Origin of the sequence: Lysinibacillus sp. KU-BSD001 (assembly GCF_042920265.1) — a bacterium.
Taxonomy (GTDB): domain Bacteria; phylum Bacillota; class Bacilli; order Bacillales_A; family Planococcaceae; genus Lysinibacillus_B.
On sequence record NZ_JBDQZI010000005.1, the window covers coordinates 177,230 to 197,017 of the forward strand.

General features: G+C 35.6%; 18 protein-coding genes. 13 read left to right on the top strand and 5 right to left on the bottom strand.

The window, feature by feature from the left end; translation table 11 throughout:
- Position 1: 1 nt before the first annotated feature.
- A complete protein-coding gene (locus AAGS61_RS09925) occupies positions 2 to 331 on the bottom strand; it encodes a DUF485 domain-containing protein (RefSeq protein WP_391370863.1) in 330 nt (109 codons plus the stop codon).
- An 831-nt stretch (positions 332 to 1,162) separates the two neighbouring features.
- Between AAGS61_RS09925 and AAGS61_RS09930 the strand changes: the two genes are divergently transcribed.
- The 13 genes from AAGS61_RS09930 (at position 1,163) to AAGS61_RS09990 (ending at position 15,250) form a co-directional block, all read left to right on the top strand.
- Entirely contained in the window at positions 1,163 to 1,576 is a 414-nt protein-coding gene (locus tag AAGS61_RS09930) for a MarR family winged helix-turn-helix transcriptional regulator (protein ID WP_391370866.1), read from the top strand.
- A gap of 144 nt (positions 1,577 to 1,720) precedes the next feature.
- Positions 1,721 to 2,389: a hypothetical protein gene (locus tag AAGS61_RS09935; RefSeq protein WP_391370868.1), complete on the top strand. Its 669-nt coding sequence runs from the start codon at positions 1,721 to 1,723 to the stop codon at positions 2,387 to 2,389.
- Positions 2,386 to 2,667: a hypothetical protein gene (locus AAGS61_RS09940; RefSeq protein WP_391370870.1), complete on the top strand. Its 282-nt coding sequence runs from the start codon at positions 2,386 to 2,388 to the stop codon at positions 2,665 to 2,667. Before AAGS61_RS09935 ends, AAGS61_RS09940 begins: the two co-directional genes overlap by 4 nt.
- A gap of 144 nt (positions 2,668 to 2,811) precedes the next feature.
- Entirely contained in the window at positions 2,812 to 4,923 is a 2,112-nt protein-coding gene (locus AAGS61_RS09945; protein ID WP_391370873.1) for a choice-of-anchor I family protein, read from the top strand.
- Positions 4,924 to 5,160: 237 nt separating this feature from the next.
- Positions 5,161 to 5,781, top strand: a complete 621-nt coding sequence (locus tag AAGS61_RS09950) for an HAD-IA family hydrolase (protein WP_391370876.1) — start codon at positions 5,161 to 5,163, stop codon at positions 5,779 to 5,781.
- A 177-nt stretch (positions 5,782 to 5,958) separates the two neighbouring features.
- Entirely contained in the window at positions 5,959 to 7,992 is a 2,034-nt protein-coding gene (locus tag AAGS61_RS09955; protein ID WP_391370879.1) for a methyl-accepting chemotaxis protein, read from the top strand.
- A 285-nt stretch (positions 7,993 to 8,277) separates the two neighbouring features.
- Positions 8,278 to 9,546 (top strand): MFS transporter, encoded by a 1,269-nt coding sequence (locus AAGS61_RS09960; protein ID WP_391370882.1) that lies wholly within the window; start codon positions 8,278 to 8,280, stop codon positions 9,544 to 9,546.
- Positions 9,547 to 10,051: 505 nt separating this feature from the next.
- Positions 10,052 to 10,720 (top strand): type A chloramphenicol O-acetyltransferase, encoded by a 669-nt coding sequence (gene catA, locus AAGS61_RS09965; RefSeq protein ID WP_391370885.1) that lies wholly within the window; start codon positions 10,052 to 10,054, stop codon positions 10,718 to 10,720.
- 210 nt (positions 10,721 to 10,930) lie between these two features.
- Positions 10,931 to 11,248 (top strand): ArsR/SmtB family transcription factor, encoded by a 318-nt coding sequence (locus tag AAGS61_RS09970; protein WP_391370887.1) that lies wholly within the window; start codon positions 10,931 to 10,933, stop codon positions 11,246 to 11,248.
- On the top strand, positions 11,236 to 12,525 hold the full coding sequence (locus AAGS61_RS09975) for an arsenic transporter (protein WP_391370890.1): 1,290 nt from the start codon (positions 11,236 to 11,238) through the stop codon (positions 12,523 to 12,525). The genes AAGS61_RS09970 and AAGS61_RS09975 overlap by 13 nt, the downstream gene beginning before the upstream one ends.
- A 16-nt stretch (positions 12,526 to 12,541) precedes the next feature.
- Positions 12,542 to 12,961, top strand: coding sequence for an arsenate reductase (thioredoxin) (gene arsC, locus AAGS61_RS09980; RefSeq protein ID WP_391370893.1), 420 nt, complete (start codon positions 12,542 to 12,544; stop codon positions 12,959 to 12,961).
- A 72-nt stretch (positions 12,962 to 13,033) separates the two neighbouring features.
- A complete protein-coding gene (locus AAGS61_RS09985) occupies positions 13,034 to 14,329 on the top strand; it encodes an NAD(P)-binding domain-containing protein (protein WP_391370896.1) in 1,296 nt (431 codons plus the stop codon).
- A 552-nt stretch (positions 14,330 to 14,881) separates the two neighbouring features.
- Positions 14,882 to 15,250, top strand: coding sequence for a hypothetical protein (locus AAGS61_RS09990; protein WP_391370899.1), 369 nt, complete (start codon positions 14,882 to 14,884; stop codon positions 15,248 to 15,250).
- Between the two features lie 330 nt (positions 15,251 to 15,580).
- Here the strand turns inward: AAGS61_RS09990 and AAGS61_RS09995 are convergent, their stop codons facing one another.
- From AAGS61_RS09995 to AAGS61_RS10010, 4 genes are all read right to left on the bottom strand, one after another.
- Positions 15,581 to 15,955, bottom strand: a complete 375-nt coding sequence (locus tag AAGS61_RS09995; RefSeq protein WP_391370901.1) for an rRNA methyltransferase — start codon at positions 15,953 to 15,955, stop codon at positions 15,581 to 15,583.
- Positions 15,894 to 16,742: an LAGLIDADG family homing endonuclease gene (locus tag AAGS61_RS10000; protein WP_391370904.1), complete on the bottom strand. Its 849-nt coding sequence runs from the start codon at positions 16,740 to 16,742 to the stop codon at positions 15,894 to 15,896. Before AAGS61_RS10000 ends, AAGS61_RS09995 begins: the two co-directional genes overlap by 62 nt.
- Before the next feature lie 1,077 nt (positions 16,743 to 17,819).
- Positions 17,820 to 18,854, bottom strand: a complete 1,035-nt coding sequence (locus tag AAGS61_RS10005; RefSeq protein ID WP_391370907.1) for a DUF418 domain-containing protein — start codon at positions 18,852 to 18,854, stop codon at positions 17,820 to 17,822.
- Between the two features lie 464 nt (positions 18,855 to 19,318).
- Positions 19,319 to 19,597, bottom strand: a complete 279-nt coding sequence (locus AAGS61_RS10010; RefSeq protein WP_391370909.1) for a hypothetical protein — start codon at positions 19,595 to 19,597, stop codon at positions 19,319 to 19,321.
- Between the last annotated feature and the right edge of the window lie 191 nt (positions 19,598 to 19,788).

Sequence of the window (19,788 nt, forward strand, 5' to 3'; positions counted from 1 at the left end):
ATTAATTACCGCCTTTCGAAGAATGTTCAGCAATAACAGCTGCCGCTGCTTTGTCGAACTTTGCAGCCATACGCACATAAACCATTGCTAAGATGACCGTCATAATAAATAGTGCAGCCGAATAAACCCAAACACCTGTAATGTTACCAAACCATTTCTGTTGTAATACAGACGTGAAGGCTAGGATTGGTAAAAAGATATAAAATGTTAAAAATGCTGCTGCAACGCCAAAAAGAAACGTGTTTTTCTTCTTAACAAATTGATTGAACGACTCCATTTGGTCGATCTTCGTGTAATCGATAGAATGATTACCCTTTTTCTCTTGAGCCATTATAATTCCCCCTAATGAATTATTATTCTGTTTTAAACGGTTTATTTCTGTTTGCCTCCCGTTATAAGTCTTTATTGTAGGAGAGAAATCTTTATAATGCAATACTAAATTTTCAGAATTGAAGAGAAGAATATTAAATTCAGACAAATTAAATTGTATAGAATTATCAAGTGTTAAGTAGAAAATATGTGTATAAAGTAGAAACGTAACATAGGAAAGAATAATATTCCTAATATAATTAATTAGAAAATTTATGGCGCAATACAGAAGAAAAAATGCACGATGCAGAAATTAATGTTTCGCTTGTCTAAAATAATAATTACGCGCTAAAAGAGGTCTAACTACTGCTTTGTTATATAACAAAGTGTGTTTTTGTATTTTTTTGCTCTTTTAAAATTTCGAAAATAAATTTCTTGACAAATAAATTTCCGCTAAAATCTGACATAATCAAACTGAAACCTGCCCTGTATGGAATAAATTTCTTGTCGAAAAGTAGAGTAATGAGTTAGGAATGAATGCGATGTTCATAATGAAGTGAGTTACTTATCATAAAAAATTAGGGAATATAATTTAAAAGGTGGGATAAGAGTACGAATAGTTGATTGGTATTGTAGTCAGATGTTTACCAATAAATGTGTTATGAAAGCAATGTGATATTTACTTACATGCGAGCATCGCTTAAAGATGTGATTAACTCAAAAGATGTCCTAAATGGATAAAGTATGGAACCTTTCAATTCATACCTTCTTTATAAATATTGGCATTAAGCTAATTTAATTATATACTTACTATATAGTTTACATTGTAAATATTTTAATGGGTTGTGATTAGATGACGGAAAGTAATCAACTAAATAATATAGAAGTTGTTATGAGAGAGATGCTGGAGATACAACAAAAGTCAAAGATGTTTGTTAATCTGCTCTCTGAAGGAGATTCATTATCTCAAAATCAGCTTATCCTTCTTATTCAGCTGAAGATTATGGGGGAAATGAAAGCAACTGAAATTGCAGATACCTTTAGTGTGACACCTGGTGCTGTAACCTCGATGTGCGATAAGCTAGAAAAATTAAATTTAATACAACGGGTTAGAGACAACGAAGATCGCCGAGTAGTAAAAATGACTTTAACGAATAGTGGAGAACTTAAGGTCCAAGAAATATTTTTAAAGTTTTCCCCAGACAAACTTACAGACATAGCAAAAACATTAATGAATGTGAATCAGTTAATGAATAAAATTTTTTAGGATTTCATAAAAAATGAAATCCTTTTTTATTGCTCAAATATATCATTGTTGTTCTTGACAAAGTGATGGAACATATAATTTAATGAACATATATTTTAATAACTAAAATATATACAAGTTGAAATTTATAGGGAGTGAGTATGGATGCTAAACAAACCTGTACAAAGTTTACGTAGTATAACCCTGACAAATGGTAATATAAAGGACTTGGCTTCACATATCGAACAATTAAATATCCGTGGTTCGGTTTCTTTACATCAAGAAGTAAGCTTACAAAAAATTTCTACGCATGGATATAGTTCCTTTTATTTTCGTGTTGAAGCACATACGTTAAAAAGTTCAGGATCATGTAAAATAAAAGGAGTTTGTGAAATTAATGAAGTAATGAATGCAGGAAATTTAAAGATACGAAAGGGGCAAGTAAAAACACTCAATAGCTCAGGGAAGCTCACAATTGAACAATACTTACAAACAGAAAATATGGAAGCAATCGGTATTGTGAAAGCCTTAGAAATACAAGCAAAATCCTTTTCTTTAAAATTATCTGGGGAAAGTACGATTGAGCGGCTGATTGCAGATGAAGTATATGTAGAGAAAGATAAATTAACCTTTTCTTTCTTAAAGAAAAAGCTGAATTGTAAATGTATAAAGGGAAAAACGTTAAATCTCTCCTTTACAACTGCAGACGTTGTTGAAGGCGATGTTGTAGTAGTAGGGAATAACTGTAATATACGAACACTTTACTACACAGAAAGTTATTCAATTAGTCCAAATGCCAAAGTCCAACAGATCATTCGGAGGGAACGGGAATGACATTAATCAAAATAACGACTGCTTTCTTTTACTCACTCGCAATCGTTGTTTTATCCGTCCTATTTATAGGGCTAGTTTTGAGTGCAGTATTGTCAATACTAGCGGGCATTTTACGAACGTTTGGTTTTGAACAAATAAAGATGAGTATTGGGTATGGTATTGATCTCCCTATTGCTTTAAGTATTCCTTTATCACTCCTTGCAGCTTTTCTACTGTTTTTCTGTTCCTTTTATATAAAACGATTGATTAAATTTATCCTTCTTAAGCTTAGATTTTAATATGTTCATAAGTATTCGTTAATGTTTTCAAATAATTATTCTATTGTTCTTAATATCGTATTTACAAAAAACGAAATGCATTTAATACCATCTTTACAAATAGCTTGTAGGCTAAAGCTAACTAACGAAAAAGGTGGTCAATTCATGGGGAAATATGTTTTTTCAAAAGCAACATTTGCACTTAGTTTAACTGGAGCAGCAATCATTGTACCTACAGTCGGAGCGGAAGCAACAGAACTAACGTACAAGTTATCATTAGATGCCCGCTATGATTCAGGTGTACAAAACGAAGATGGCGGCACAACGGAAATTGTTACGTACAACAAACATAATCATGCTACGTATTTAGTAAATGGGGAGACGAAAAAGGTAGAAGCGGTTTCATTAAATTATCAAAATGATAAAGTTTTCGCATTAAAGCCGTTTTTATCGATTGATATTGCTGAATTAATCCAAACAGTGGATGCAAGTTTTCAATATGGTGATTTAACAAGCATCGCTGTACATCCAAATGAAAATGTCATCGTTGCATCTGTGCAGGCTGAAGACTATAACGAGGACGGATATGCCGTATTTTTAACGGGCGAAGGGGCGCTACTAAACTTAGTGAAAGTGGGGAAACAACCAGATAATATTACCTTCTCACCAGACGGTAAAAAAGTGCTCTTAGCAAATGAAGGGGAACCACGTAAAGGGTATGGGCAACATATTATCGACCCTCAAGGCTCTGTTTCGATTATTGATCTATCAAACGGCCTTAAAACTTTACAAGCACAATCTGTGACATTCGAAGGTTTTGATCAAGCAGAAAAGCGTATGGAGTTAGTAAAGAACAATGTGCTATTAAAGAAGGAGACAGCGCCATCTGTTGACCTTGAACCAGAATACATTTCAGTAAGTGAAGACAGTCAGTTCGCTTATGTAGCCATGCAAGAAAATAACGCCATTGCCACGATCAATCTTACATCAAATGAGGTTATCTCGATAGATGGCTTAGGCTTTAAAGATTTTAGTGTACAAGGCAATGAAATTGATGTACGTAAAGACGATCAAGCACAGCTTCAAAATGAAAACTACTTCGGCATTTATATGCCAGATGGAATAGCGACATATAGTGTAAACGGAAAAAACTATATCGTCACAGCAAATGAAGGAGACGGTCGTGAATGGGGAGCGGAAGATTCACCAAACTTCCACTTAAACGAAAAAGAAATTGAAATAGATGGTAACGAAATTGTCTTTTACGATACAACAAGCTATGACGGCTTTGAAAAAGAGAAAGAGTACATTTTTGGTGCACGATCATTCTCTATTTTTGATGCCGATACAATGGAGCTTGTTTATGATAGCGGCAGTGATTTTGAACGCATTACTGCAAAAGCTTTCCCTGAATATTTTAACTCCAGTAATGATAAAGTAAAGCTAGATAATCGAAGCGGCAAAAAAGGGCCTGAACCCGAAGATGTAAAAGTAGGGAACATTGGTGAGGAAGTATTTGCATTTGTCGGCTTAGAACGAATTGGTGGCGTAATGATGTACAATATTACAGACCCAGCCAATGCGACATTCGTCGATTATTTAAACTTACGTGATTTTAGCAAAGATATCGCAGGCGATGTATCACCTGAAGGGCTGGCTTTTGTGCCGGGTGATCACCCTCAATTAATTGTTGGGCATGAAGTAAGTGGAACGGTGACGGTACTAAATTTACTCGCCAAAGAAGAAGTACTTTATCAGGACATCGAAAATCATTCAGCAAAAGAAGCGATTATAAAAGTAACGGAAGCGAATTTATTTAAAGGGGTAAATGCAACGACTTTTGCGCCAAATAATAACTTCACGCGCGGTCAAGCTGCCACTGTCTTACATCGATTGGCTGGTGAACCTAAGACTAGTGATCATACATCATCCTTCAAAGATGTAAAGTCGTCGGATCATTATGCACAAGCAATTAGTTGGGCGGTAGACAATAAGTTGATAGCGTCATTAAATAATCAGAGCTTTGATCCAAATAAACCAATTACTCGTGAACAATTTGCAGTAGCGATGTATGCGTATTTAAGGAGTACGGATTATGTATTCGAAAACGAGGAGCATGTAGTGTATGTGGATGATGCTAAAATCAGCGCGGAAGCCAAAAACGCCATCTATGCATTGCAATCAGCAGGTATTATGAGTGGAAACGATCACAATTTTGAGCCTCAACAACCACTAACACGGGCGCAAGCTGCGACTGTATTTGCGAAGTTATTTTAATGTAATGTAGCCGAACCTAACACCTTGAAGCAGGGGATGATTTCTTTGTTTCAAGGTTTTTTATTTACGAAAAACAATGGAAGTTAGATACTATTGATTAATCATAAAGCGGATACTGTGGCTAACATTGAAACAATGGGCGCTGACAAAAGAAAAGATTCATTGTTAGAACAATACATTCTTTTGTATATTGATAGAGTGAAAAAACATAATCGCGAGTGAAAAGAGGAAAAAGTAGTGAAATATATCATTTTTGATTTTGATGGCACCTTAGCGGATTCAAACGAACTGTTTATGAAAGCTTGGAATCTATTTGCGGAGCAATATAATTATGATCAGGTGAATGCGGATGACTTAATTACATCTAGAAATTTAACTATCCCACAAAGAGCGAAGAAATATCGCTTTCCTATGCATAAGTTGCCGATTATTTTACCGAAGATTTATCGTTATTTTAAAGACCATATCGAAGAAGTAAAGCTATTTGAAGGAATTAAAGAAATGCTCGATACATTAGCACAAAAAGGCTACACGATTATTATTTTGTCATCCAATGCGAAAGAAAATATCGAACTGCTGTTACAGCAAGAGCGAGTGACGAGTGTATCGCAAGTATTAACATCCAGCAAAATATTTGGTAAAGATGCTATTATTAAAAAATTTATGAAGCAACAGCAAGCAACACCAGACGATGTACTCTATGTGGGAGATGAAGTACGAGACATTATCGCATGCAATAAAGTGAAGGTACCATTTATGTGGGTGAGCTGGGGACTAGACGGATTTGAGCTCATCGAGAAGGAAAACCCAAAATATGTCGTACATACACCAGCACAGCTTATTGATACATTAAAATAGTTAGCCAAACTCAGTGAAGATGTTTTTCTTTGCTGAGTTTTTATGTTTGTAGCTGTATCTTCTCTAAATGTGCTTTAATTTACAAATATTAACTTAAAAACAATGTATTTGACCTTGTAGAGTACACTCTTTAAATTGTATATTATTAACAGAAATATAAAATAGGGGGAGATTGTATTGTCCATTAAAAGTAAACTTATGAGCTTTTTCTTCGTTTTTGCTACACTTTTAGTGCTTACAATAATCGCGTTACTTTTAGTTGAAAAGAACAATTTAGGGAAACAATCACAAGAAACGAATACAAAATTAGAGCAACAAGCTCAACAACAAGTAACGGGAACACTTGAAAGGTTAACGGAGACGATTGCGAATCAAGTTGTAACATTGGAAAAAGAAATCGATGCCTCTATGCTGAATGCAGCACTGATTGTAAAAGAAATGGATACCAATAGCACACTAACTATTCAGGATTTAGAGCGCTTAAAACAAAGTACAGACATGAGTGATTTTTACATAACAGATAATACTGGTATTTTTACAACAACAACAGAAACAGAAGCAGTAGGGATTAGTTTATTTGATATTTGGGAAGGGTACCGCATGCTTCTAACAGGAGAAGCGGACATCCTTCCATCCGCTATGAAAATGAAAGTCGAAACGGGTGAGATTTTTAAATTTACGGCGATTCCTCGTGCAAACGGGGATGGCATTATCCAATCGGCTCTTGCTGTAGACACCGTTGAAAGTGCATTAACGAACTATTTTCAGCAAGACTACGGCTTACAAAGCTTACACTTATTCGATAGCAGCAATTTAGTGTTAACGGAGAATATTACGGAAGGGGCCACTTCGCCATTTACAAAAGGAGACACTGCAAATAATGCAACGATTTCGTCAATTTTTACAGGTGAAGAGGGGTCTATTACAATTACCGAAAACGTGGCTGAAATTTATGCACCCGTTTATTTTGATAATGAAATTCGCTATGTCCTCTACGCTTCCATTGATGCAGCGCCGTATTTTGAATCCGTGCATTATACAAGTGAAGCATTAGCGAGTACAACTGACGCGATTAACCGTTCTATTGTGACAGTCATCATTAGCAGTATTATTGTGACGATTGTATTATTGCTCATTTTATCTATGGCGACACAAAAGATACTACAGCCTTTAGCGTTATTCGCCAATAAACTGCGCTCACTCGGTAAAGATCAGCAAGATACAGAGATTGTAGTAAAAGAGGCTGAACTACTAGCCATTCAAGACGCAATCAATGATGTGACAACACATTATCAGACGATTTTACAATCTGTTCACGAAAATACAACGGCTGTATCGAGTGTGCAACGAGAATACAGCGAGGCTATGCTGACAACAGCCACTACATTAAAAGAAGTGACAACAGCTGTACAAGCTACAGCTAAAAATAGTCAAGCGCAAGCAGAACAAGTAGCGGAAGCCGAAAAAATCGTAGAGCGGAAAGCGGTCACGTTACAAAGCATTGCAGCTGAGGCAAATGACTTAGATAAATTATCTGATAAGTCTAAAATTTCAGCTGAATTAAGTGTCAAAGGAATCGAAACACTCCATGCAGCCATTGATAATATTGCACGTGAAGTAAACGATAATAAAGAACGTGTACATGTACTACTAGAAAGCTCCGCGCAAATTGGGGAAATCATTCATTTGATTAAGGGCATTGCAGATAATACAAATTTACTCGCACTGAATGCATCCATCGAGGCAGCTCGTGCTGGCGAAGCAGGAAAGGGCTTTGCCGTTGTAGCGGATGAAGTAAGAAAGCTAGCGGAACAAAGCGGTGAAGCAACAGGCAAAATCAGCAGTATTTTAACCGATTTACAACAAGAAATTCAATATAACAAAGAGAGTACAGACCAGCAAATTGATGCTATTGAAACAAGTAAAGATAAAATGGCTGAAGCAAAAGTCTCGATTGAAAGTCTTATTGAAAGCACTGTACAATCAAGGCAGAAAATACAGCAATTCAGCGAGCTCATCGCTGAATTACAGCAAGATAGTCAAGTCGAAAACCAAGTATTCGATGCATTGTATGAGCATATTCAATCGAATGCTGGAAACAGTGAAGAATTACTATCCATGATTGAAGAAGTTTCGCATGCTATGGATCACTTAAATCTCTTATTAGAAAACGTAACAAACAACACACGAAATTTAGAAAATATGTTTTAATCAAAATTACTTTTCACAGGAACCAAGCCTTCATTTGGTTCCTGTTTTTTTTGTCTAGTAGATAAATATGTACTATTCTAACTTATCTCATCATTCTTTCAACTAAATAATTTAGTTCATAATATTGACACATTCTCGATATCAGGCTATTGTTGTTACGTAAAGTAACCAGGATATTAAATATTACCTATCTAATAAAGGGTGCGCCTATCATTCTGGAATATAAAAATATACCTATTTTACTAAACACACTAGTAATCAATTAAGTGAATCGAGGATAACATCATGAGTCAGTCAACGAAAAAAATCCACTATGCTTGGTGGGTATTATTAGGGTTAGTTGTAATGGTCGGAGCTGCTAAAGGTGGCATTATGACTACAGGGGGATTATTTTTAACTCCTGTTACTGAAGAATTAGGCATTGGCATGGGCAGTTTAACATTGTACTTTAGTATATCATCCATCGTCACAATGATTTCCTTACCAATTGCAGGTAAGATGATAACAAAATACAATATTAGAGCACTTTTAGTAGTAGCGGTTATTTTGGAGGCAGGCTCCTTTGCGATGTTTGGTTTCATGAACTCCGTATGGGGTTGGTACCTATTTGCTATTCCAATGGCAATGGGGTCTGTATTAGTAACACAATTGGCAGGTCCTGTACTCATTAATAATTGGTTTAAAAAGCACAGAGGTTTGGCAATCGGCATTATGGTCGGAGCTGGTGGTTTAATCGGTGCTTTCCTTCAACCAGTAGCAGGTAATTTAATCGCCAGTGAAGGCTGGCGAAATACGTATATTATTTTAGGGGTCGGCGTAATGGCGGTCGTGATCCCGGTCGTGCTCTTAACGATACGAATGGCACCACAACAAAAAGGGTTACAGCCATATGGTATGGATGAAATGAAGCCAAATCAAGAGAATCAAGTATCAACTACTACAAATAGCGGTGTAAGTTTTAAAATAGCCAAAAAATCCAGCGCTTTTTATTTTTTAATCATTTTCTTCTTATTCGATACTTCTATCGGTGCATTTAATCAACATGTTGCACCGTTTGCAATGAGTTTAGGCTACGATATTAAGTTTGCAGGGAATGCGATGGGTACTTGGTCGGTCGGTGTTGTGATTGGTGCATTATTTTTCGGTTTCCTCAGTGATAAAATTGGCGTGAAAAATACAACGATTGCCGCGATGCTGATAGGATTAGTACCAGTAGGCATTCTATTAACAACTCCTGAAAACCCATTGATGTTTACGATGGCTACAGGCTTATATGGATTTGTTGTTTCATCTCTTGGGACATTAGGACCTCTTTTAACGACAGCTCTATTTGGCAATAAAGAGTTCAGTCAAATTTACGGACTTGCAATAACGGGCTTAGCCATTGCAGGGATTGTGGCATTACCCGGATATGGCTTTATTTTTGAAGTCACAGGTAGTTACACGTATGTGCTATACGGTATTTTTATTATGTTTATCTTAAATGTCGGAGCGATTATTTTCGCATTTAAAGGGAAAAAGAAATTAGAACAAGCAGGATTGTGGCATGAATAATAGGATGAGAAGTGGTGGCTAACTGCTCATTTCAGACTGTAGGCAAACTCGAAAAAATTCGAGTCTGCCTACAGTTTTTTTATCCGCTCGATGCCTTTTATTCACATTCCGAAGTTTGTTTTCTAAGTATAGAAAAAAGAGAGTTATATAGCAGAAAAACAAAATGAATTTCAAATCGAAATTGGCACAAAGCTAGAAGAGAATTTGGACAGCTTACAAACAATGCTAGGGAAGCCCAGTGATCTAATTATTCGTGAAGTGAATATAGGTGAACAGAAACTCGCTTCTGACGGGATAGTGGTTATATCGTGACTATTGGCATGCAGGAAACTAAGATAAAGAATGACTCGAAGAAAGATCGTTTCATAACAGAGCGTAGACAAATTTTAAAGTTTATTTTATATTATTGGAGAAGTTTTTACTATTTCTAAGGGTGTGTAACGATGAAGATGGCAGTGAAAGTGGCCTCTTAAAATCATTTTAAACATTTTAGGAGGCGAATAAATTGAAATTTAATGTAATTGATATTGATCATTGGGATAGAAAAGCTTATTTTGAGCATTTTCTAAATAATACTAGGTGTACTTTCAGTGTGACTGCGAATATTGACATCACACAGTTATTAGAGAAGTTACGAAAAAAGGATATCAAATTATATCCTACTTTTATATATATGGTTACTCGCATTGTTAATGCTCACAAGGAATTTAGAACTTGCTTTGATGAAGAAGGACGGCTTGGATATTGGGATGAAATGACGCCTAACTTTACTATATTTCATAAGGATGATAAAACATTTTCGAATATATGGTCGGAGTACTCGGTTGACTTTACGTCCTTCTATAAAAACTATCAAGAGGATATGAAGCTATACAGTAATGTGAAAAACATGAACCCAAAGAAACATGAACCGAAAAATACTTTTCCTATTTCATGTATTCCATGGATTAGCTTCACAGGCTTTAATCTAAATATTTTTAATGATGGAACGTATTTATTACCGATTATTACTAGTGGTAAGTTTTTCGAGCAAGGGGATAAAATTTTGTTCCCTATTTCATTACAAGTACATCATGCCGTTTGCGATGGATATCATGCGAGCGAATTTTTGAATGAATTACAGCAATTAGTTGATAGTTGTGATGAATGGTTGCATATAAGTGAGTATAAATAATATTAACTTTAGTGAGGAGCTGGTATTAGCTAGTTCCTTTTCCTATTCAGCAACTTTGTAAATCCGCATTTTCCTGACATTCCCCATATTTCATCTCATTATAAATCATGTTGAGGTGAAAGAATAAACCATATATAAGTAAATAATTATTTACAAATACATAAGCTACCGTTAATATATAAGTGAATTCTTATGTAAGGAGTGATAAATATGCAAATCGAACTGATGGAAAAGCAGTTAAAAGCATTGGCAGATCAAAATCGGCTAAAGTTGCTTTCCTGTCTAAAAAATGGGGAAGTGTGCGTATGTGAATTTGTGGATGTATTGAATATTTCACAACCAGCTGTTAGTCAGCATTTACGAAAATTAAAAGATGCAGGCATTATTGCAGAAAGAAAAGTTGGCACATGGAAGCATTATCGTTTAGCTGAAAATCCATCGCCCGTTGTTCAGCGTGTGATTGATGAGTTGAAAGCTGTTTCTATTTGTACATGTAAAGTTACGGAGGATAGTTCATGTTCGTCTTAGCAAGTTTAATCTTTATTGTAACGTTAATTTTTGTTATTTGGCAGCCGAAAGGACTTAATATTGGCTGGTCTGCCTGTGCAGGTGCGCTTATTGCACTCGCTGTAGGTGTGGTAGATTTTAACGATGTACTCGATGTTGTCAATATTACATGGAATGCCACATTAAGCTTTATCGCGATTATTATCATCTCGCTCATTTTAGATGAAATTGGTTTATTTGAATGGGCTGCTTTACATATGGCTCGCGCGGCAAAAGGGCACGGCATCAAAATGTTTGTCTATGTCAGCTTACTTGGTGCAATCGTTGCAGCACTTTTTGCCAACGATGGTGCGGCATTAATCTTAACACCAATCGTTCTTGCAATGGTTCGTAATCTACAATTTAAAGAAAAGATGATTTTCCCGTTTATTATGGCAAGTGGTTTTATTGCTGATACTACATCTTTACCATTTGTCGTCAGTAATTTAGTGAATATCGTATCTGCAGACTTTTTTGACATTGGTTTCGTTGAATATGCAGTACGCATGTTTTTACCAAACATTTTCTCATTGATCGCAACAATTACGGTATTGCTATTGTATTTCAATAAATCTATACCACGTACTTATAATTTGACGATGTTAAAGAAACCTGAAGAAGCTATTAAAGATAAAAAAATGTTTCGCTTATCTTGGTACGTGCTAACGATACTTGTCATTGGTTACTTTTCAAGTGAATGGACAGCGATTCCTGTATCTTTCATCGCAGGAATTATCGCCATTTTCTTCTTACTTATGGCTAGGAGAAGTCCAGTTGTCAATACAACAACGGTCATAAAAGGCGCACCGTGGAATATCGTGTTCTTCTCCATTGGTATGTATGTAGTCGTTTATGGGTTAGGGAATGCAGGATTCACAGAAGCACTCGCTGGTGTTATTGAATATACGGCTGAGCAAGGGTTGTTTATCGGTACGATTGCAATGGGCTTTATTGCAGCCTTTTTATCTTCTATGATGAACAATATGCCGACAGTTATGGTCAATGCGCTCGCAATTGCTGAAACGAATACAACGGGTGTAATGCGCGAAGCATTAATCTATGCAAATGTTATTGGTTCTGACTTAGGACCAAAAATAACACCAATCGGTTCGCTTGCAACACTTGTATGGCTGCATGTATTAAGTCAAAAAGGTGTGAAAATATCATGGGGAACTTACTTTAAAACAGGGATTGTGCTGACGATTCCAATACTATTTATTACATTAGTCGGCTTATATATTACACTGCTAATCATTTAAAAGGAGCTAAAAGAGTATGTCCAAAAAATTGATTTATTTTTTATGTACAGGGAACTCATGCCGTTCTCAGATGGCAGAAGGTTTTGGGAAAAAGTACTTAGGTGATAAGTGGGAAGTGAAAAGTGCTGGTGTAGAAGCACATGGCTTAAACCCGAATGCAGTAAAGGCAATGGCTGAGGTAGGTATCGATATATCGAATCAAACGTCTGATATCATCGATGTAGAAACACTAAATAACGCAGATTTCATCGTGACTTTATGTGGAGATGCAGCTGATAAATGTCCGATGACACCACCACATATCCGCCGTGAGCACTGGGGCTTTGATGACCCAGCAAAAGCAACGGGATCAGATGAAGAGAAATGGATCGTATTCCAGCGTGTACGCGATGAAATCAGTGAACGTATTCAACGTTTTAGTGAGACAGGGGAATAATCAAGGGCATGTCTCTTGATTTTTTCATCCTTTATATATAACAAAATACTTATGTAAGGTGAGGGAAATATTATGGAATTCAAAATCATTAACCAATCTTCAGCTTGCTGTGGGCCAAGCGATTCTTGTTGCGATACGAAACTTCCTGTAGCGATTATCGGTGCGGGGCCGATTGGTTTAGCAGCGGCAGCCCATTTAACACAACGCAATATCCCATTTTTCGTGTTAGAAGCAGGGGAGCTTGCAGCGAATGTCCGCTCTTGGCAGCATGTGACGCTTTTTTCACCTTGGCAATACAATATTGACTCTGCCGCACGTACATTACTAGAACAAACGGATTGGCAATCTCCACAAAATGAGGTCATTCCTACAGGTAAGGAGCTAATTGAACTTTATTTAGCACCTCTGGCAAGGTTGTTTGAGAAGCAAATTCATACAAACCACCGAGTTGTTGCCATTACACGTGAAGGAACAGACCGTATGAAGTCCGTAAAGCGTGAAAACAAGCCGTTTCTCATTTATGTGGATACATGCTGTGGTACTAAAATGATGAAGGCAAGTGCGATTATCGATGCTACAGGCACTTGGGGTAATCCGAATCCAGCGCTAAGTAACGGTTTATGGTTACCGACAGAGAAAAAGTTAGCTGATCGAATTGAATATCATATCCCAGATGTTAATAACAATGAAGAAGTCTATGCAAATAAACGTATTGCAGTTGTCGGCGGTGGTCATTCAGCAATCAATTCTTTATTAAACTTAACAATATTGAAAGAAAAGTTCCCAAACACAGCGATTACATGGATTTTACGTAAATCGCGAGTAGAAGATGCTTTCGGTGGTGGTTCGAAAGATGAACTAGCAGCTCGTGGAGAGTTAGGCTTACGTATAGCAGAACTAGTAAAAAAGGGCGTTATTCAAGTAGAAACACCTTTCCACATTCAATCTATTCGTGAACAAGAAGGCATTGTATTAAGAGATGAAAACAAATCAATCGGGCCATTTGACCGACTAATCGTTAATACAGGAAGTCGTCCAAACTTCGAGATCCATCGTGAATTACGATTCCAGGCAGATGCTATTACAGAAGCGGTACCAGCACTTGCACCATTGATTGATCCAAACGAACATAGCTGTGGTAGTGTACCTGCACACGGTGAAAAGGAATTACGCCAATCCGAAAAGAACTTTTACATTGTCGGCTCTAAATCATATGGAAGGGCGCCAACATTCTTAATGGCAACAGGCTATGAGCAAGTCCGCTCAGTCGTAGCCTATTTGGCAGGGGATGTAGAAGCTGCAAGTAATGTACAACTCCATTTACCTGAGACAGGTGTTTGCCATAGTGGAGCAGGTGGGTGTTGTTAAAAAAGCTAACAATTTAGCTGAAAAATGAACGTTTTTATTTAAAAAGGGCGCATTCTGAATAGCTGTTGTGATAAAAAAGAAAGAAATGTACTGAAAAAGGTGCTTGTGTGGGGGTTAAAAATCTTCGCGAACAAGCACCTTAATTACGCTTTTTTTTTCGAAAAATACATCGTAATCCAAAGAGGGTGATATGCTCCTTTATGATGTGGTCACTTGTGAAAATAATAAATACCTTTTTGTTTTTGTGAAAACGAACGATAAGCTTGTGATTTTTTAATAAAAAAATAATGCGTTTACTGTAAAAGCGACTAAACCTTCATTGACTGATTACGTTATTTGAAACGATCGGGGGTAAAAAAATGATTAATTAGTAGAAATGCGTTTAATTTGCATTTGTTTAAAACTCTTATATCAATAACGAATCAGGTTAGAGGCAAATGGATTATTTTGCTTAAAGAGGGTTAATGCTTTATGTTAAAATATTGCGAGTGAAATAGTTTTTTACTGATTTAATCAAGTAGTAAGCAAAAAAGAAAAAGGGACAATAACAACATGGAAAACGTATCAGATGTAGTGAAATTAGAATCATTAAAATCTTTACAATCGACAATCAGTAAGCTCGAAAATGCCTTGTTCCAGATGACTCAAAAAGGCGCAAATATTACTTTAGTAAAGAAACGACTCAAAGCTGTTTACATCGGGTTAGACATGCTAGACAACGTGTGGAATCAAAAACCACATCATTACACCTTGGAAGACTTAGTAGAAGCTCGCAATGTGCTTACTGGTTTATTTCCATCCATTGAGAAGGTTTATGCTAAGTTAAAGGATGGTAGTGCCCAAAGAACGTTGTTAACAAGGCGAATGAAAGCGTTAGAATTAGCTGTTCAAGCCATTGATGATCAGCTTGCTAACAAATAGCTTATTGGAAGCTGAGATATAATGCCACAATGTGATTGCCGATGTTTAAAAGATAAATAGATAGATATTTTCGTGATTTGTTAACAACCAGTCGTAATCAGTTAAAAACGATTGGTTGTTTTATGATGTATAATAGCGAGGAAAATGCATAAATTTTTAAGCAGCATAAAATTCGTTAGTGTCTAAAACGCGAGGTTTCTTTGTAAAATTCACTATTTTGTCTCACTATTTAAAGTATACTTTTGAGACAATTTTAACTGACTATAATTTATATTATGACCACATCCCTATTTTGGGTTTTAAAAAAGAGGGATTTTCATCTCCTCTTTTTTAGTGCTCAATTCTATATCTCCAATTTCCTTTTTTGATAGCATCCAAGTTGATATATTGAGCGCTTGTTTCGATTACATCATTTAAATTTAATTTATGCTCTTTAGCAAATGTTCTTAAATTTTTAAGTATCTCTTCATCACACGTCGTTCTAAATTCAATTCGATCTTTAGGACGTTTTTTCTTATCATAGTTTATATAATCTTCATATAGCAAGTTTTCAAAGCCATTTTCTAATAAATAACCGACATGTGTATTGTGTTCGTTAGCTATTATTTTCAATTCATCCAAGATGGCTTTACTGATTCTTGTTTTATATTCTACTCTTGTTGTATCGACTGTTTGAACTAATCGTCCATTTATTTGCTTCCACATTATAAATCACTTCCATTTCTTTTACCCACTGTGTTAATCGTTCTTTTTTAGAATAATTGCAGCTTTCAACACAATTTAGATAAATAATCTCAGCTAATTTTATTATACTTTGCTTCCCCTTTATCCAAGTTCGGTAAATGTCAGTACCTTTTTGGCTCTTTTCTACTGTGATTTCACTTTTTAACTCCCATGTTTGAAAAACTTCATGTAAACTCTCAGCAAAACCCTTACTACCCGTAGTCACATTCATTACATAGCCTCTATCTTGAACCCAACCATCTCCATCAATGACACCCCTAATAAATGATGGCAAATACTGTTCTGGCACATGTGGAAATTTTAGCGTTAATGACTTATTTGGTGTAATCCCCATCTGTTCTAAGTCTTTTTTGATTTCTTTTGAATTCATAATAATTGTCGGTGTTGTCTTTGTTTTACCGAATGGCATTAAAACATAATCAGCTTCCATATATGTTGCTATCAATTTTAGAATTCTTTCATCTTTTTGAGAGAAATAAATACTATGTGTACTTTTATTGATATGACCATCCGTAACAAAAACACCTAGCACCCATGCCATTTTATCGTTCCAAAATTTGAAAAAATCTTCGTTTACTTTATGCTTTCTAGGTTGTCCTATAGGTCTTGTATTGATCCCGTGTTTTTTTACGACATTGCGAATAGCACGTTCAGATAACCCTGTCTGCTCTATCATTGATTTGTAGGACATCCCTTGATTGTACATGTGAATAATATCCTCATCACGAATATTCGGCTTTCTCGGCATTCAAATCCCCCTCCAATCAACTTATGTATAACATACAAATTTTCGGTTGTTTTAATAAGGCTTTGGATTAACCGTTTTAAGTATAAGTAGTCCTCTTTTATGTGGCCTTTGATTCTACCCTCTTATATACATTATATAAGAACATACGTTTCTTTGGAAGCAATAAGACTGTTTTGTGTTCATTCCGTTAAATAAAACCTTAAAATCAAAAATTAGTGTTATTATTCGGTTTTCATTCAAATGAGGTTGTATCCAGCCGATGGGAGATTAGCATTTCTATGGATTAAATGCGAACGTTTTTAATTAAATTAACATAAAAAGTTCGTTTTTATAGGAAGGTTAATATACACTTTATCGACAACAAATATTTTCCCACTCTCAAATTGCAAGTTCAACTCTTTTACTATGTAATATGTCTTCACTAGAATGTATGATGGGGCAAAATAGCATTGGTTCTCTTTCTATCCCATAATCATTTTCTAATATCTTAATATTAATAAGGCCGTTCAATCGAACTTGAACGACCTCTTCTTCACTTGCTTATTCTACCTAAATCAAATTAATTAATTTGATTTCCGCGCTGTAAATTTTCGTACTAAAACATTTCCGCTACATAAGGCTCTCTTTTAAACATATTTATGTCTCCTTTTAAAAGCTAATCTTATTGATGAGTGTATATCTAAAGATTGTTCTGTAATAAAGCGCTTTAAAAGCAGTGTGTTTTTAATATAATGGCCTGTACCATCTCACTCGAACATCATTCCCCCTCCATCTGAATGCGCTCCAAAAGGATTCACCAATTCGTCCAATAATGCCTGGATTTCAATGATTGACGCCTTCATTGTAGTTTTGGAATAAAGATTGATTAAAAAACATCCTTTAATCCTTATCTAACAGTAACTTCAAAAACCCCATTTTGAAAAAGGATTCATCAAAATGGGGTTGCTCTTTTTAAATAAATATAAGATTTTTAGAAAAAAGTTTAATTATTTTCCACCTACGTTATTAAAGAGTAGCTCCCTTTTGTTGAATAGGCAACTTTCTTTTTCTTAACTCATTAAGCTTTATAACATCTGTTCATTTTCGTATCGGAAGCCATTTCCAATACGTACCACATCGCCAAAGCCATTCTATCGGACCATACTTGAAAAATCTAAGCCAAAGTGAAGATGAGATGATCTGTACTACCACTACCAGTGAGCATACAATTGTTGCAACAGAGTATGAAACAATTGTCTCGCCTGGTATAAACATTGCAATAATAACCAATATAACAGATTGTCCAATATAGTTTGTAAATGCCATTCTTCCAAATGCATTTAGTGGCGATAACAATTTCTTTACTAAAGGTTCAAGCAAAACAAGACAACTCACATAAAAAACAGAGAAAATCGGGGCGAACGTCAAGGACAAGTTGGCAAAGTCATAAAAAGCACGATTTGATAACACTTGTGCTTCGGTTAATTCAACACCTTCCATATAGTTTACTAACCCATCGACAGGTGCTTTTTTCCATAGAAAAGCAACTAAAATACTCGTTACAACAAATGAAAGAACAGCAACTATCATCCATGTTTTTCGTCTTTTTATATAAGATTGAAATACACGATACTGTCCGAACGCTAGACCTAGCAGCATTAAAGGCACGGGCAAAAGCAGTTTTGCTCCAAAAAAGCTCCCTATAATAACGCCTGCAATACCTAAAATTAAGTTAATCTGTTTCGGAACCTTATCAAAGAAAACAACAAGCATGCCTAAAATTGCATAAAGCAATAAAGCTTCACCGGGGTTTATTAGGTTATGTATTGCTCCTACTAAACCCAAGATCAACATACGCCGAATAAAAAGGGTATACGGACGATCGTTCTTTTCTTTAGCCCTCGATAAAAAAATCCAAATCCCTAATCCAAACAAAAAAGAAAATATAGCGTAAAAACGTCCTTCAACAAATAGATATAAGAAACGTTGAACCCAAATATCCTCCTGCGTTCCTGATAAGTTAATGTTTGAGCTCCAAAAAGCAAGCACATTCACGAAAGGAAGCCCCATCAGAGCAAACCCTCTCATCAAATCAATAACGTTAATGCGGTTCTCATTTATTACGGGCTCCATTATGATTTACCTCTTTCTTATGATTTTCATACGCTATGCTATTGAGTAGTCTGCGTACCCACAATACTATTCTTTCGCAATTAAAAGCTGCGTATAACAAGGTTTCATTATAAAAATAAAATCTTAAGAAAGAGTGAGGAAAACTATGAAGAAATTATTAAAGTGTGAGTGAGCAGGATATTTCAAAACTTGTATTTTCATTGGCAGCAAATTGATGTAGTGTCGTTCCATACGTTCCTGTACATCATCAGAATATGCTAAGCCACTGCCTTTAAATAGTAAATCTACACTATCCTCTTATGGGAGAACATATTTTTTAAGTAAGGCCGTTTATGTTAGTTCTATCGAATGAACTCTTAAAATGAACACCTGGAAAGAGTGTTATTACTCGGTTTTTTATCAAATGAGATTATATTCAACTGATAGGAGAATGACATTTCCACACCACAAAATTGTATAATAGGTTACGGTTCGCTAATTCCCATAGCTAACAGTAATAGAAAAGCGACAACTAAAACTACTATATTTCCTAACAAACCGACAATTAAAAGAACGAGTCGTTTAGACATCCACCAAGAGACTACAGCAAATAAAATACCGAAAATTGATAACATACTAAAAATTGTGCTAATCAAATAAACATCAGCATTAGGTCCTCTTAGAACATAGAAAACGATAATACTTATTATTACAAGTAATATAGAGGTAAGGCCTAAAATGCTTCCAACTTTTCGATTGTTCAAACGCTACTCCTTCTTAATGACTGCCCATATTCAACTTACAACAATCACTTACCCAAATATTAAAAGCAATAAACTGATTGCAAATAATATATACGCGACTTGAATTGCTATGTACATTGTGAATTCAAAGGTTGAAAGTTTTCTTTGTTTTTTCGTTCTTTCCAGATGTCTAAAATAAAAAGAGGAACTAA

Coding starts and splice junctions, on each gene's coding strand:
- AAGS61_RS09925 (WP_391370863.1), bottom strand. CDS start 331: ATGGCTCAAGAGAAAAAGGGTAATCATTCTATCGATTACACGAAGATC.
- AAGS61_RS09930 (WP_391370866.1), top strand. CDS start 1,163: ATGACGGAAAGTAATCAACTAAATAATATAGAAGTTGTTATGAGAGAG.
- AAGS61_RS09935 (WP_391370868.1), top strand. CDS start 1,721: ATGCTAAACAAACCTGTACAAAGTTTACGTAGTATAACCCTGACAAAT.
- AAGS61_RS09940 (WP_391370870.1), top strand. CDS start 2,386: ATGACATTAATCAAAATAACGACTGCTTTCTTTTACTCACTCGCAATC.
- AAGS61_RS09945 (WP_391370873.1), top strand. CDS start 2,812: ATGGGGAAATATGTTTTTTCAAAAGCAACATTTGCACTTAGTTTAACT.
- AAGS61_RS09960 (WP_391370882.1), top strand. CDS start 8,278: ATGAGTCAGTCAACGAAAAAAATCCACTATGCTTGGTGGGTATTATTA.
- AAGS61_RS09970 (WP_391370887.1), top strand. CDS start 10,931: ATGCAAATCGAACTGATGGAAAAGCAGTTAAAAGCATTGGCAGATCAA.
- AAGS61_RS09975 (WP_391370890.1), top strand. CDS start 11,236: ATGTTCGTCTTAGCAAGTTTAATCTTTATTGTAACGTTAATTTTTGTT.
- arsC (WP_391370893.1), top strand. CDS start 12,542: ATGTCCAAAAAATTGATTTATTTTTTATGTACAGGGAACTCATGCCGT.
- AAGS61_RS09985 (WP_391370896.1), top strand. CDS start 13,034: ATGGAATTCAAAATCATTAACCAATCTTCAGCTTGCTGTGGGCCAAGC.
- AAGS61_RS09990 (WP_391370899.1), top strand. CDS start 14,882: ATGGAAAACGTATCAGATGTAGTGAAATTAGAATCATTAAAATCTTTA.
- AAGS61_RS09995 (WP_391370901.1), bottom strand. CDS start 15,955: ATGTGGAAGCAAATAAATGGACGATTAGTTCAAACAGTCGATACAACA.
- AAGS61_RS10000 (WP_391370904.1), bottom strand. CDS start 16,742: ATGCCGAGAAAGCCGAATATTCGTGATGAGGATATTATTCACATGTAC.
- AAGS61_RS10005 (WP_391370907.1), bottom strand. CDS start 18,854: ATGGAGCCCGTAATAAATGAGAACCGCATTAACGTTATTGATTTGATG.